The sequence below is a fragment of the Uliginosibacterium flavum genome (genome assembly GCF_040566545.1).
GTDB classification, from domain to species: domain Bacteria; phylum Pseudomonadota; class Gammaproteobacteria; order Burkholderiales; family Rhodocyclaceae; genus Uliginosibacterium; species Uliginosibacterium flavum.
In genome coordinates, this window is record NZ_JBEWZI010000007.1 from 92328 (window position 1) to 107225 (window position 14898).

At 59.1% G+C, this 14898-nt stretch carries 8 protein-coding genes; 4 read left to right on the forward strand and 4 right to left on the reverse strand.

Annotation, left to right across the window (positions count from 1 at the left end; genetic code table 11):
• Complete coding sequence (locus tag ABXR19_RS08255; protein ID WP_354600642.1) at positions 1 to 2232, reverse strand: alpha,alpha-trehalose-phosphate synthase (UDP-forming); 2232 nt, start codon at positions 2230 to 2232, stop codon at positions 1 to 3.
• Positions 2233 to 2352: 120 nt separating this feature from the next.
• Between ABXR19_RS08255 and ABXR19_RS08260 the strand changes: the two genes are divergently transcribed.
• The 3 genes from ABXR19_RS08260 to ABXR19_RS08270 all read left to right on the forward strand — a co-directional run bounded on the left by ABXR19_RS08260 (position 2353) and on the right by ABXR19_RS08270 (position 7207).
• Positions 2353 to 4146, forward strand: a complete 1794-nt coding sequence (locus tag ABXR19_RS08260) for a glycoside hydrolase family 15 protein (protein WP_354600643.1) — start codon at positions 2353 to 2355, stop codon at positions 4144 to 4146.
• Between the two features lie 418 nt (positions 4147 to 4564).
• A complete protein-coding gene (locus ABXR19_RS08265; protein ID WP_354600644.1) occupies positions 4565 to 5725 on the forward strand; it encodes an AraC family transcriptional regulator in 1161 nt (386 codons plus the stop codon).
• Between the two features lie 333 nt (positions 5726 to 6058).
• Positions 6059 to 7207, forward strand: coding sequence for a porin (locus ABXR19_RS08270; RefSeq protein WP_354600645.1), 1149 nt, complete (start codon positions 6059 to 6061; stop codon positions 7205 to 7207).
• A 55-nt stretch (positions 7208 to 7262) separates the two neighbouring features.
• On the opposite strand, the gene ABXR19_RS08275 is transcribed toward ABXR19_RS08270, so the two are convergent.
• The gene (locus ABXR19_RS08275; RefSeq protein ID WP_354600646.1) at positions 7263 to 7736 is read right to left on the reverse strand and encodes a protease complex subunit PrcB family protein; all 474 of its coding nucleotides are present in this window, start codon (positions 7734 to 7736) and stop codon (positions 7263 to 7265) included.
• Positions 7733 to 10318 carry a S8 family serine peptidase gene (locus tag ABXR19_RS08280; RefSeq protein ID WP_354600647.1) on the reverse strand — a complete coding sequence of 862 codons (2586 nt, stop codon included), beginning with the start codon at positions 10316 to 10318 and terminating at the stop codon, positions 7733 to 7735. The genes ABXR19_RS08275 and ABXR19_RS08280 overlap by 4 nt, the downstream gene beginning before the upstream one ends.
• A 600-nt stretch (positions 10319 to 10918) precedes the next feature.
• Here ABXR19_RS08280 and ABXR19_RS08285 point away from each other — a divergent pair.
• Positions 10919 to 12247 (forward strand): EAL domain-containing protein, encoded by a 1329-nt coding sequence (locus tag ABXR19_RS08285; RefSeq protein WP_354600648.1) that lies wholly within the window; start codon positions 10919 to 10921, stop codon positions 12245 to 12247.
• Positions 12248 to 12351: 104 nt separating this feature from the next.
• On the opposite strand, the gene ABXR19_RS08290 is transcribed toward ABXR19_RS08285, so the two are convergent.
• Positions 12352 to 14748 carry a S8 family serine peptidase gene (locus ABXR19_RS08290; protein ID WP_354600649.1) on the reverse strand — a complete coding sequence of 799 codons (2397 nt, stop codon included), beginning with the start codon at positions 14746 to 14748 and terminating at the stop codon, positions 12352 to 12354.
• Positions 14749 to 14898 lie beyond the last annotated feature (150 nt).

Consider the following 14898-nt stretch of genomic DNA (forward strand, 5'->3'; position numbering starts at 1 on the left):
TCACCGCCCTCCCTGCCGGGAAACAATGCGCGCACTGATGCGCTCGCTGCGTCGCAAGCGGGCGGCATCCAGCAACATATTGGCCGCCCAGCGATAGACATTGTCTTCCATGACCACCGCGCGGAGACTGCGCATCCGGTCAGCCTGCTCGTCGCGACTCATGGTCAGGCCCTGATAGAGGGCGTCTGCGGTACTTTCGACATCGTAGGGATTGACGATCAGAGCGGTATGCAATTCACGCGCGGCACCAGTGAACTCGCTGAGCACCAGAGTGCCGGCCAGGTCATCGCGCGCGGCGACAAATTCCTTGGCGACCAGATTCATGCCATCGTGCAAACTCGTCACAACGCAACAGTCCGCTGCACGATAGTGGCTGGTCACCGCATCGCTATCCTGATGCTCGGCAATCAGACGAACAGGCTGCCAGTTGGCGTCGCCGTGGCGCGCATTGATGCGCTCGGCCAGACGGGTCACCTGTTCAGCGAAGAGCTGATACTCGTCCAGCGCAGAGCGGGTAGGCGCAGCGAATTGCACAAAACTGAAACGATGACGCAACTCGCGATGCTTCTCCAGCATCCGGTCCACCGCGTTAAACCGCTCGACAATCCCCTTGGTATAGTCAAAACGATCGACACCGAGCGCGATCAGATGATCCTCTTTGACGCCAAGCTGCGCCCGCAACTTGCTGCGGCACTCTGTCACAGACGGCCAGAGTCCGACCTCTTCAGGCGCAGGCCAGTGAATCGAAATCGGGTAGCTATTGACCTGAGTATGATCACCATCGAAAGTGATCATTGACTCCTCCAGGCGAATCCGCGCCTCGAGAAAACGATCGGTCGACTCCATGAAATTGCGGCAATGCAAGCGGGTATGAAAGCCCAGGATGGAGCTGCCGAGCAGGCCGCGCAGAATTTCTTCATGCCACGGACAAACGCCAAAGGACTCCGGATTAGGCCATGGAATGTGCCAGAATGTAATGATTGTGGCATTTGGAAGGCGTTCGCGCAGCAGCGCTGGCAGCAGCGCAAAGTGATAATCCTGAATCAGCACAATAGGATCGTCGGTAAGAGCCTCCTGCACCACCGCATCGGCGAAACGCTGGTTGATGGTCTTGTAATGTTCCCAATCGGTCAGGCGGAACACGGGACGCACATGCGCGAGATGGCACAAGGGCCACATGCCTTCATTGGCAAATCCGTAGTAATACCCTTGCTCCTCCTCCTTGCTCATCCAGACCCGGCGCAAGGTGTAACAGGGGTTGTCGGGCGGCACGCTGACGTGATCCTGTCCGTCTACGGTGGCGCGATCTGCATCCCCGCCACCGTGGGCGATCCAGGTGCCGGAACAGGCGCGCATGACCGGTTCGATCGCAGTAACCAGACCACTGGCGGGACGTTGCACGCGCACGCTGTCGCCGCTCTGGAGATGTATATAGGGCTCTCGATTGGAGACGACGATGACTTGCTCACCACGCATGTCTGTGGCCACGACCTGACGCAGACGCTCCGGTGTCCAGGCTTCCGCATGCAGGCGCGAGCGATGCTCATCTTCCAGTTCGCGCAACATCAGCCGCAGATCCGTGGCAACTCCCTGCAATTCGGGCGGAGCCTGAAATGGGCTAAGCAGATTCTCACCACGCAGCAGGGCTCGCGTGCCCTCGACCCAACCGCGCAGACTTAGATGTGCCGCCAGGATGGTGCTGAGGGCGATAGCTGCGCCCAGTGCCATGAACAGGATCACTAGATACTGACGCGTCGCGTCACTGCGTCGCTGCATGTAACTGGCGTCATGCAAAATAACTACCTGAGACCCTGAAAAACTCGCAATATTCAAAGGACGCACGGCAACGTGAACTTCGCCCTGTGGCAGAGTGCTCAAGGGCGCTTTCTCATTGGCGATCACCTGCGCCTGCAAACAGCCTAGCTGTAAAGGAAAGGCATGTGTGCGTACCTGCATATCCCCGGCGGGGCTGCAAATGGCGAGCGCCATCAGACGTTCATCAGCAATGATTTTTTCTAGCGCTGCGACGACGGCGTCGGTTTGCTGGATGTCTGCTACCCCGTCGATTGCCGTAGCCATTGCCTCCGCAACAAGTTTTGCGCGGATATCAAGATCCCGCACGAACCAGCGCTGGGTCAGGTTGTCGACCAGGGGCACGGTGATATAGGCTGCACCTAAAAGCAGCACACACAGCGGAACAAGGAAGCGCAATTGAAGGCGTATGGATTTCATGCTTGCGGAACCTTTTTGTGGTCGGCAGGCCTGACAGAATGGCACAGCCGCTTGGCTGTGTGAAGCAAAAGGTCTTGATCACCACCCCTCCAGACGCAGCCCCTAGCCAAGGAACAGACAATGCAAAAAGCATCTCTTGATGGAGGATTGATCGGCAACAGTGCGGTCGGCGCCCTGATTGATCCGCACGGAAACATTGTCTGGGCGTGCTTGCCCCGTCTGGACGGCGAACCGGTCTTTTGCAGTCTGCTATCCCCGCCCGGAAGGGATGAGGGGGCGGGCGCCTTCAGCATCGTGCTGGATGATTTCTCCCACGCCGAACAGGCTTACGAGCGGCATACCGCGGTGCTTCATACGCGCCTGTTCGACAGGCATGACGGCGGCATCGAAGTGACTGATTTTGCCCCACGCTTCCAGCTGCACGGCCGGGTGTTTTTCCCCGCGATGCTGGTGCGCCGGGTGCGCCGTCTGACCGGAAACCCGCGCGTCGCCGTGCGTGTCCGGCCGCTTTTCCAGGATGGCGAGCTTGCCCCAAGCATCACCTTCGGCAGCCACCACATCCGCTTAGTCGCGCCCCTGCAAACATTGCGCCTGACGACCAACGCCTCAATCCACGGGGTGCTGGAAGCGCGCTTCATGCATGTGCACGACACGCTCAGTTTTATTCTCGGCCCGGACGAGTCCTTGCAAGGAGGCGTTGCCGAAACCACGCAACGCTTTCTTGATGAAACCATTGCTTACTGGCAGCGCTGGGTACGCACGATCTTCGTGCCAGTCGACTGGCAAGACGAGGTCATCCGGGCCGCCATCACTCTGAAACTTAATGCCTTCGACGACACCGGAGCAATCATTGCCGCCATGACCACTTCAGTGCCGGAGCATCCCGGCTCGGGGCGCAACTGGGACTATCGTTACTGCTGGTTGCGTGACGCCTATTTCGTCGTCAATGCCCTCAACCGCTTGGGGGCTACCGCAACCATGGAGCGCTACATCGGTTTTATCCTCAACGTGGTTTCCAGCGCCGAAGAAGGGGTGCTACAGCCGGTATACGGGATCAGCGGCGAAGCACGCCTGACCGAGCGAATCGCCCCTGCGCTGGCGGGCTATCGCGAAATGGGTCCGGTGCGCATCGGCAACCAGGCTTTCGAACAAATCCAGCATGACGTTTACGGCTCCGCCATTCTCGCCGCGACACACATGTTCTTCGATACCCGATTGCGTCATCGTGGTGACGAGAACCTTTTCCGCCAGCTCGAACCCCTGGGCTTGCGAGCACTGGCCAATTACCACCAGCCGGATGCGGGCCTGTGGGAACTGCGTGGCAGCCAGCGCATTCACACCTACTCCAGCGTGTTGTGCTGGGCAGCCTGCGATCGCCTCGCGCTCATCGCCGCTCACCTCGGCCTGGACGACTCAACCCGCATCTGGCGCGAATCGGCTGACCGTATACACGCGGAAATCTGCGCAAATGCTTGGAGCCCCGAGCGCCAGGCTTTTGTAGCCTCCTGGGGCGGGGACACTCTGGACGCCAGCCTGCTGTTGCTCAACGAATTCGGATTTCTTGCGGCGGATGACCCACGCTTCGCTCAAACCGTGAAGGCGATTGAAACCGAACTAAAACATGGCGATTTCATTTATCGTTACATCGAACGCGATGACTTTGGCCACCCCGAAAATGCCTTCATGGTGTGCACCTTCTGGTATGTCTATGCACTCCATGCGCTGGGTCGGCACAATGAAGCACACACCACTTTCATCCGACTACTGGCCTGTTGCAACAAACAGGGGCTGCTGGCGGAAGACGTCGATCCTCGCACTGGCGAACAATGGGGCAACTTCGCCCAAACCTACAGCATGGTTGGCCTGATCAATTGCGCGCTACGTCTTTCACGCCGCTGGGATCAGGCCTATTGAGCCAGAGCCATTTCACCCGCCCGTTCCCCGGCCGGCGTTCTGGCGCACGGGCGTGTTTTTGATTTCAAACACGGCCCGCCAGAAAAGCCGCACCCAGTCTTGATCTACAGAGACCATCACTGCTAGTCAGCGCGGGCATTGCATCTTGCGACAACATCCCCGCAAATGCATTACTGGCGCGGCTTTGCGAGCAATCAATTTTTCAGGAAATTCCACTGAGAACAAAACCCAGCCGCGACAAGACAAAGAATGCACGGCTTGATTTGCTGCGCCAAAACGACACGAAGCCGCCTCTACACACGCAAAAACTTCACTGTCTTGAGATCAAAAACCACGTCTAAACCCGACGAAAGGGTAGGCGAGCTGTTTGGATGTACTACACTTTGCCGCTCTTTCTGATAGCGCTAGGTACCCAAGCATGCGTAGCAATTCTGAAAAAACCAGTCGTATCGTGCTGGTTCTGGAGCCAGGCCTCACTTTTCACCGCGAGGTGATTGCCGGGATTGGCGCGTTCGCTCAGGCCACTGGGCTCAAGTGGATCTTCGAGCTTGAAACCAACATTCTCAAGGCGCTCTCAGCGTCCCGAACGCCAGACGGTTTTATCGTTGATACCAAAGCCTCCGAAGAAGTGGAGTTGCTCGCCTCAATGGACAAATACCCGCTGGTGTGTGTCAGCAGCGCCGTATCGAGCCCCTGCCCCCCGCACTTATCGCAAGTAGCCTCGGACAATGACGCCTTGGTCGACTTGGCCGTACAACATCTGCGCGACACCGGACTGACCCGTTTTGCCTATTTTGCCAAGCCAAAGTACCGCCACGCCCGCTGGGCAAGCGAACGTCGCGAGGCCTTCTCCCGGCAAGTACCGGACGCAGTCGCGGTTTTGTCCGAAATTGACGACAGGACAGACGCTGATCCGACCGAAACCCTTCTTGCCTGGTTGCGTGAGCTGCCGCCCCGTACCGGCATCGTTGCGGTCAATGACTCCAGTGCCCGCGAACTACTGCAGGCCTGCAATACGCTGGGACGGAAAGTGCCGGAGGAGATTTCCATTGTTGGCATAGACAACGATCCCCTGGTCGCTGCACTTGCACCTTTGCCGATTTCCTCGGTCATGCAGGGCTCGCATGAGATCGGCCGCAAGGCCGCCGAACTGCTGCATGGACGCATGCGCGACCGGAATGATCTGCCGGTGCGCCTCGCCATCCCGCCCAGAGGAATTCACCCCGCAGCCACCAGTGCCAAGACCTGCCCCATGTTGCGCGACGCACTCGAATTCATTGCCCGGCACGCGGCAAACGGGATCAAGGCCGAGCAGGTGGCGGATCATCTGGGCGTATCCCGGACAACAGTAGAGCGCTTGTTTTTTGAACATCTGGGCTATTCGGCACATGACGAGATCCTGCGTACGCGCATGGGTCTGGCCAAACAAATGCTGGCATCCCGCACGCTGAGTACCGCCGAAGTAGCCAAACGCTGCGGCTTCCGTACGCAGCAGTACATGCATGTCGTATTCAAACGCATCCTAGGGCTTTCGCCACGCGAATTCCTTGAGCATTCCGGTGCGCATAAAGACGTGTAAGCCCTCAGCCCCTCCTGGCTGTTGCGTGATAACCACACTTGACCCCGATATGTGTCCTCGCCTGACATGCATCGGGGTCATGTTTTTTTAAACAGGCATCAACGCCTTATGTAGCAAGGCTTTAAGGCAAATAAAAATAAGTTGTCAAATGCATATTTGAAGCGGAAACGTAAACCCTCCGTGGGGAAAACGAAATAGAGCCTTGTGCGTGATGTTTTGTACAAAGGATCCCGACCCCGCGCCGAAGTGCCGGGACTGCTGACCGAGCGTACTGCATGGCAGCAACGCCAGCAGATAACGCGGGTCACCCTTTCACTCAGGAGATGAATTCAAATGCAGAAAAAACTTATTGCTCTGGCTGTTGCTGGTCTGATGTCTGGCGCCGCTTTCGCACAAACTTCCGTCACCGTTGGTGGCAAGTTTGATGCTTGTTATTCGTTCAGCCGCACTCAAGCCAACGACACCGATGGCAACATGATCGGCACCAAGGAATCTCAGGACGGCGGTTGTAACTCGACCAGCCGTATCAGCATCGGCGCCAAGGAACAGATCGCCAAGGGTTACGATATCCGCGTGGATTTCGACCTGCGTTTCGGCAACGTGCATGAAGGCAAGAACACGACCACGACCGGTGGTATCAACTCCAACGATAAGAAGGCCATGGCCTTCACCACGCCGTTCGGCACCCTGCAGTGGGGCGTTGCCAACCTGCAATCCAATGACTATAAGCTGGCCGAGAAGCCCTATATGGTCACCCCGAAGGACACCGAACTGGTCAAGTTTGGCGTATCCCAGTTCCGTGAAGAGTCCCTGACCAACCGTAACACGTCCTACTGGTCACCGACCTTCAACCTCGGCCCGATCAAGACCTTGGTCAAGGCTACCTACGCCAACGGCGACAACCAGAAGTCTGGTGCCAACGACAACGAAGGCACCCCGACTTCTTCGGGTAACGTGTTCGTGATCGGTTCCGAAGGTGTCGTGATGGACGGCATTGTAGATTGGGGCTTTGATGTGACCGACGTGCGTCCGTCCGCTCAGCAGAGCGGTGCCGCAGGTCTGGGCCGTAACTTCACCCACGCCTACCTGAACATTCGTCCGATTCCGGGCAACAAGAACCTGAAGATCTCCACCCAGTACAACGTGTACAAGGGTGCTTCCTCTTCCGAAGGTTACTACAAGGAAAAGAACACCAACTTCGTGGTGGCCTACAACTTCAATGGCAAGGCTGAAATGGGCCTGGGCATCTCCCACCTGAACGATCTGGGCACCGACCGCAACAGCGGCAAGTCCGTTATGATCGGCGGCTCCTACTTTCTGAGCAAGAGCGTGCAGGTGTATGCCAACCTCGTGAAGCAGGACTTTGATCGTCAGCAAGCAATCACTGGCGGCAAATATGTTGGAACTGGTGCTGGCTTCAGCGGCAACGCCACCAAGTCTGATAGCACCACCGTCAAGGTCGGTATCATGAAGGAGTTCTGATCCTCCGCAAGGAAGATTAGTGCTCTGTAAAAGGCAGCCTTCGGGCTGCCTTTTTTCATATCCCTGACTCAGGGCCGATGAGCAGCCCTCGACCACTATCAACGTCAGACACTTGCACATGCCGCCAGGCAGCTTTGCGCAGGACAATCGCCAGGCAGGGCTGAGTCAGCATCTGCGGCAGAAAAGCGTCAGCGGGCGGGCCCTGCTCGGCCACATCCAGCAACAAGGTCTGATCGCTGCGACGCAAACGACTTGCCTTCAGCGTCAGCGAGTAGCCGGGCGTAGGCCGTATGCCAACGGTGAACACCAGCACGCGCTGACGGCGCCAGTCAAGCCGCCGGGAAAAAGCCGGCAAGGGCGTCTCAGCACGGAATGCGTGCCAGCTGGCAGCATCGTCAAACACGCGCAATGCAGGCTCATTTGAATTCAGCGCACATTGCTCGCTAAAGCGCGTTTCGATGACAGGCCCTGCCAGGGCTGGCAAAGCCATGCAGGCGAACAGCCCAATCAGCAGGAGGACGGGCCTCATGGTGCGCTGCCCGTGCTGCCCGTGCTGGCCGTGCTGGTACTCAAGGTTGGGGCAATCGAGAATTGCAGGCCGCTCATGTTGCCACTGACCGTGACGGTCTGTGTGCTGCCTGGATAGCTGCCACAGGCCTCTCCCGACTCGCATAAGGACTGGTCATTATCCAGATCGGTGCTGGCAATCAGATTCACATTACCCGCCGGGATGCCGCTCAGGCTCCACAGATAACTGCCTGCAGTGACGTTGAAACGCTGACGGGCGAGAATCGCACCAGTGCTGGCATTGGTGGCCTGTACCCACACACTACCGAAGCTGGCGTTGGCGCTCGTGCTGGGCGCAAGCTTGACCACGGTGAGTTGCACGGTGAAGTTGCGCGGCGCATTGGTCGTGACGGTCAGCACCGGATAGTGAGTGCCCACCGCCAGCGCATTGCGATCAACACTGATGGTGTAATCGCCCAGTTTCGTGCTGCCATTCACGTTGCCGCTGGCTGCTACCGTGACTGCCGCATTGTTTGAAGCAATGCTGCTGACAGTCTCGCTGCTGGCGGCCGTAACACTGAGGTTCAGTGTGGCACTGGAGAGCAGGCTACCGAAGCTGATCGAAGTGGGGGACGCAACCACGACACCCGTCAGGCTCCCTCCAGTGGAGGCCAGCGTCAGTGCTTCATCCACAGCCTTGCGCGCATTGATCAAGCCATATCCGGTGGCATCGTCACGCCCGGGCGCGCCAAGGTCATTGGTCAGCCTGCCCTGAACCAGCAAGGTATCGACTTGCGCGACCGTAAGTGCGGGATAGACATAGCGCATCAAGGCCATCACCCCCGCCACATGCGGCGAGGCCATCGAGGTACCCTGTGCCGGGCCGAAACTGGCGATGCGCGTGCTGCCAGAGAAAGCGCCGAGCGTGCTGTAGATGCTGTCGGGGTAACCGGTACCGGTCGTTGATTTTGTCGGGTCGCCACCCGGCGCAGCCAGACTGAGCGCGGATCCGTAATTCGAATACGTTGTCTTCTGCTTGCTCGCATCCAGCGCACCGACCGAGATGACGCCGGTGCAATTGGCCGGCGTGCCCACGGAGGACGCGGCGTCGTTTCCAGAAGCGGCGACCACGATCACATTCTGCGCCCGCGCCTGGCTAATCACATCCGCAAACTGGCTGGGGCAGACTCCGGAGCCGCCCAGACTCATATTGATGACATCTGCCTTGCGTGGCGGCAGCGTGCCGGAATTGTTGCTCAGCCGCGCTGCATAGAGAATCGCCTGCGTCACATCGTAGGATGTCGCGCCAGAGCCTGGCTTGAATACGCGCAGCGGCATCAACTGTGCGTCGCTGGCCACGCCCGTCCCATAGCCGGCATTGTTGTACCGCGCGGCAACGGTGCCGGCGACGTGGGTGCCGTGCCAGCAGCGCTGCGTGCTGCAGTAGCTGGCAGAGCTGGGATCATTCGGGCTGCTGGTATTGCCATCGCCCGCGGTGCTCGTGGTAATGAAACTGTAGCCGCCGACAATCTGCGCTTGCAGATCCGGATGATCATCGACGATGCCGGTATCGATCACCGCAACGATGGGTCGCGTGCTCGGGGCGACACTCAAAGCCAGGATGCGATCCATCGCCGAAGGCAGATTGATCTGCTCGTAATGCCAGCGCTGGGGCAGGTAACTGGGGTCGTTAGGGGCATAGACCGCCAGTGACTCCAGGCGGAAGTTCGGTTCGACGTATTCGTAATCGCCGCTGGCCATCAGCGCTTTGGCGTGTTGCAAAGTGGCAAAGCCGCGCTCAATCGCCTCCTCACGCGTATCGCTGACGCTCAGCATCGCCAGGTTAGCCTGCTTGAAGCGCCTGTGACCCTCAGGAACTGCACGCAACTCGGGCGTACGCGGCTCATTACCGGCCCCGAAAGTACCAGAGAGCGAGCCCAACATCCCGGATTTATCCACCCGGGGTTTAGCAATCACCTGCCCAGGCACAAACATCTCGGTGCTGCTTGAGTTGTTGGCGCAACTGGTACTTTCGCCCGGCGACCCGATCCGCAAGGTGTACAGGGCAGCGCCCTTGAACGCAAACAACTCAAGGTAATAGTTGCCGCTACGCGTAATGCTCAGACATTCGCGGTTGCTGCTTGTGGAGTACGAGTGCCCGACAGAAAACCCAGTCGACGCGTCGTACAGATACAAGTCCATGTCCGTCGTCGTGACATCGCCGACAAAAACCATTTCAATGACCTGCCCCGCCACCAGACTGGTCAGGAAGAAATCACTCTCGTCACCTGCCGTGCGGGTTTTACCGGAAGGACCGGAACCGGCCTTGTTCATGTTACCGATCAGCTGGATGGGCGTCGTGATGGCTTGCGCCGCACTAGGGATGTCGTTGCTGACCCAGCCAGCCTGATCCGGATCATTGCTGTCGCTATCGACGGCCGCCGTTTCGGGCAGACTGATCGTACCGCTGAGAGCGAAACCGGAAACCGTCGTCGTCGAACTACTCCCTCCGCCACCGCCACCTCCGCCCCCGCCGGAACAGGCCACCAGGGCCACCAATCCACTGGAGAGCAGCGTCAGTTTGAGTGTTGTGTACAGCGTCATGAAGGCAGTCCTGAATGTTGCGGGAAAATGAAACAGGCTCGCATCGTGTCACGCCACAGAACCTGCTTCAAGACCCTGCCCGGGAGGGCGTCAAGTCAGCTCAAGGCTGAAGAGCCGCGCGGGACGGGCTTTTACAGCAGGCATGCTCGAAGAGGCAATGCCCACGCGGCTCTTCATGCAATTCGGCAACACGGCGCGCTTGATGTCAATCAAGCTTGCTGAACATATTGTAGGCCGTCACGCTGCCCATAAAGGGTGATTCAGCGCCCTTCCTGCTTTGCACCGAAACCCGATACCACAGCGTGCCGAGCTTGATGCTCTGGCCGCCCCGCGCACCCGACACGTAGCCGCCGAAGAGGCTCGGCACCGCGCAATGAACATCAAAACATCTCCTGTTGCGCTGGCAAAACTGATGCTTTGTGCCCCTCGCATGCGAACCAAAATGGCGAAATAAGCCTTTTGCAACAACATTTTGCGACTTCCGTCACGGCCACGGAGCCGTTGTGCAGGTGCAGCTTGAAGCCGGATTCGCGTTTAGCGTATTGTGTGACGCAATCAAATCCATCCTGCTGCAATAACCTTCTGCCCGGTAAGTCCGCAATGATCTTCGACACCGCAACAGCCGTCGCGCCACGCCCTGTAGCCATCGACAATCTGGCGGTTCCGGGCCTGCCGGACCGGGCCACCTTTCTGCGCCGCCTGGAGATGGCGATCCGCACGGCTGAGCGCCAGAATTCGAGCTTCGCTGTGCTGCTGTTGGACGCCGGGCTGAGCCCGGATGACGGTCTGCTCGATCTGAGCCTGCTCAACAAAGCTGCCATCGCAATTCGCGCCACGGTGCGCCTGAGCGACACGGTGGCCTTTCTCAGCGGCTGTGAATTCGCGGTCTTGCTCAGCGTCGGCAACGAAGAAGGCGCGATGCGCGTCGCTGGCAAGATCATCAGCACCCTGGGTGAAATGATGGGGCTGGAAACGCCACCGGATGTGGCCGTCGGCGTCGCCATGTTTTCCGCCCATGGCAAAACCGGCGAGGCGCTGCTGCGTGCCGCCGAGGGGGCGCTGTATCAGGCACGCCGGAGCAATCGGGACATCATGCTGGCGGTGCGGGCCGAAGTACTGTCCGACGAATTCTTCGCCGAACTGGAAGAACGCATTGGCACGGCCATCGAGCAGGACGAGTTCGTGCTGCACTTCCAGCCCGTCGTGAAGTTGCAAACCGGCCTGCCGGTGAGCACAGAGGCGCTAGCGCGCTGGCATCACCCGGAGCTGGGCTTGATGCGCCCGGCCGAATTCCTGCACCTGGCGGAAAGCGAAGGCAATGTCGAGGCGCTCAGCCTGCGTTTGACCGACCGTGCCCTGAATCAGGCGCGCATCTGGCGCGAACGCGGCATGTCATTGTCGCTGTCGCTGAACATCTCGACCGCCCTGCTTGAATGTGCAGACCTCGACCAGAAAATCCTCTCACGCCTGCACACCCTGGCGCTGGAGCCGCGCTCACTGACCCTGGAGTTGCGCGATGAAGGCCTGTCCAGCCTCTCGCCGACGGCGACGAAATCCTTGTTCAGCCTGGCCTCGGCCGGCGTGTGTTTGTCGATTGATGACTTCGGCCGTGGTGCCGGCGCCTTGCGTAGCCTGCGCGATCTGCCTGTGCAGGAATTCAAGATCGACGCAGAATTTTCCGCCCAGGTCTGCCGCAGCGAAGCGGACGCGGCGATTGTCGCCTCGCTCGTCACCCTGGGCCGCAAGCTCGGCAAAGTGGTCATCGCCAAAGGCATCGAAAGCGAAGAAGTGCGCCAGAAACTGTGCGATCTGGGCTGCGAGTATGGGCAGGGCTTCCACTTCGCCCAGGCGCTGGACGCCAGCGAACTGGAAAACTGGTGCGAAAACCGCCTGATTTCCAGCATCCTTGAAGAACCTCGCGCAGTCTGAGTCTTCAGGCAGGCCATCCGAAGACGCCCGCCAGACAAGGATGTACAAGGGGCCTGCCGCGCGAGCGGCAGGCCCCTTGGTTTTCAGAGGCATTCGCCAGAACGTCAGGGGCTGGCAGCGGTATTCAAGGTCGGTGCCATCGAAAAGTCGAGTCCAGTCAAATTGCTGCCAATTTCGAAGGTCTGCCCATTACCCGGGTAGTCGCCGCAGGCTTCGCCCGCTTCGCAGAAACGCCCGTCGTTATCCAGATCCGTGCTGGCACTCAGCACATAGGTGCCGCCGCGCATGCTGGTCAGGCTCCATGTGTAGCGCCCGCCGCTGACGTCGACGCGCTGCATGTAAACCGTGTTAGTTGCGAGATTGGTGGCACGTACCCACACGGCCCCCAGCGTGGCGGCTGGGTTGGTGCTGGCAGAGAGCTTGGTCACGCTCAGCGGCACGGTAAAGCTTCGTGCTGAAGTCTTGACCGTCAGCACCGGATAACTGAAGCCAGCCGGCAATAACTTACGGTCAACGCTGATCGTGTAATCGCCAATTTTGGTCACGGCATCGACGCTGACGGCAGCCTTGATCGTGATGGCCGGACTGCTGGCCACGATGCTGCTCACGGTTTCGCTGCTGCTCGCAGTAAGGGCCAGTTTCAGCGTGGTACTGCTCTGGCCACTGCCGAAATTGATTGAGGCAGGCAATGGTACGACTGCGCCGGGAATACTGCCGCCGGAGGCTAGCGCATAGGCTTCGTCGACGCTCTTGCGTGCATTGATCAGGCCCTGACCAAAATCATCGTCACGCCCGGGAACGCCCAGATCATCGGTCAGACGCCCGGTGGCGATCAGCGTGTCGACTTGTGCCACAGTGAGCGACGGTGCAACGTAGCGCATCAGCGCTATGACGCCGGCAACGTGCGGCGAAGCAAACGAGGTCCCACTCCATCCAAAGAAGGAAGGAGAGCTAGTGGCAAAATCGTATGTCGTACTGTAGACATAGCCACTGGCATCGCCGCCGGGCGCGGTCAACGTCAGCGCAGGGCCGTAAGCAGAGTATTTCCAGCGATCCGTGAAGATCCTGGTTGCGCCAACCGAGATAACACCAGGACAACTTGCCGGGCTGGCGACGATGGGTGGCGTCTCTTTTGGGGCGGTCGTATTACCCGCAGACGCTACGATGACCACGTTCTGGGCGCGAGCCTGGGCGACGACCTCTGCATAGGCTGCCGAGCACGCCGCTCCAGTTCCCCAGCTCATGTTGATTACATCAGCCTTGCGCGCAGGCAGTGTGCCGGAACTGTTGCTCAGGCCGGCTGCATAGCGAATCGCCTGGATCGCATGATACGCTGTGTCCCCATATCGAATGGGCATCAGCAGGGACATCGGCGCAACGCCTGTGCCATACAAGCCATTATTGGCGACAGCCGACGTAATGCCGCCAACGAAAGTGCCGTGAAAATTCGAGAGGCTCAGATCATCGGCCCCCGGACCGGTTTTGCTTTCGGTAAATGTATAGGGACTGACAATCTGGGGCTGCAAATCCGGATGGGTTGTCACGAACCCATTGTCGATCACCGCCACGATGGGGCGCAGGTTGGCACTGATACCGAAGCTGTTGATGCGGTCCATCGCGTCCGGCAGGTTGATCTGGTTGTAATGCCAAAACTGATCCGGGTAGTGCGGATCGCTGGGGGCGTAGCTGGCAAAGCGCTCCATCCGTAAGTTCGGCTCGACGTAAGCGTACTTGCCGCTGGCCATCAGTTCTTTTGCGTAGCGCAGGGTGCTTACGGCTTGCTCGATGTCCATATCGCGGCTATCGAACGATTGAGTCGTCAGGCCTGTACTGGCAATGGCCAAGCTACTGGACGGAACGCTCAACAGCTTGGGACTGGTGCTCGTCGCTGCTTGTACGGCCTGTACGCTCAGCGGCCCCGGAAGCACACGGTTTTTCTCGATTTCCTTGGCGATCAGCTCTCCGTTGACGAACAGCGCTGTGCTGCTCATGCCATTGGTACAAGTCGTACCATCATTGGCGGCGCTGATGTGCAAGGTGTACATGGCTGCGCCTTTGACGATCCAGGGCATGACGTAATAGCTGCCGTCCTTCGTGATGGCAATGCATTCGCGACGGCTGCCGGAACTGGACGCGCCGACCGGCACGGCGGATGCCGAACTGACGTCTAACAACAGCAAATCGATGTCGTTATCGCTCGTATTGCTGTCAAAGCTCAACTCGATGACCTGACCCGCGACCAGACTGGCCTTGTAGATGTCCTGCAGATCGCCCGCCGCGGAGGTCTTACCTGCAGGCCCCCTGCCTTGCTGGCGGAGATAGCCCGCCAAATGCACCGGCGTACTGAGGCTCTGGGCGGTGGCATTCGTATCATTGCTGGCCCAGCCGACCTGCGCCGGATCGTTGGAGTCACTATCGACAGCCGCGGTGTCGGGCAAGGTCACCGTGCCACTGATCGTGTAACGCGGAGTCCCGTCTGAGCCAACGCTTGGGTCACTCACTCCAGCGCTGCCTCCGCCTCCACCGCCCCCGCCACATGCCGCCAAGGCCAGCAACAAAGCAATCAAGCCAGTACGCTTACGAGAAAAGGTGAGTCTCATCGGAAATACCCTCAGTGAATGTGCAGGCAAGACCGCATATTGGCATAACCC